The following is a 233-nucleotide window of genomic DNA, read 5'->3' as shown; positions in this document are numbered from 1 at the left end:
TGTAGGTTATGTCCGTTACCCAACGCTCATCAGGAGCATCCGGATTGAACTGTCGCTGGAGCCTGTTGGGTGACACGATACTGGCCTCGCCTTTACGTGCCCGCGGGCTTCGGTATCCGACCTGAGCCTTTATTCCGACACGTTTCATCAGTCTCCAGACTCTGTTTACTCCGCACTGTTGCCCGCTGTCACGCAGATCCAGATGGATTTTGCGATAACCATAGACGCATCCC

At 54.5% G+C, this 233-nt stretch carries 1 protein-coding gene; it reads right to left on the bottom strand.

What is annotated here, in order from left to right; all coding sequences use genetic code 11:
• A partial coding sequence (locus tag M989_RS25170; RefSeq protein WP_157093606.1) for an IS3 family transposase occupies positions 1-233 on the bottom strand: 233 nt, incomplete at both ends.

Origin of the sequence: Kluyvera georgiana ATCC 51603 (assembly GCF_001654985.1) — a bacterium.
GTDB classification, from domain to species: domain Bacteria; phylum Pseudomonadota; class Gammaproteobacteria; order Enterobacterales; family Enterobacteriaceae; genus Kluyvera; species Kluyvera georgiana.
This window is presented reverse-complemented; position numbering and strand designations above follow the sequence as displayed.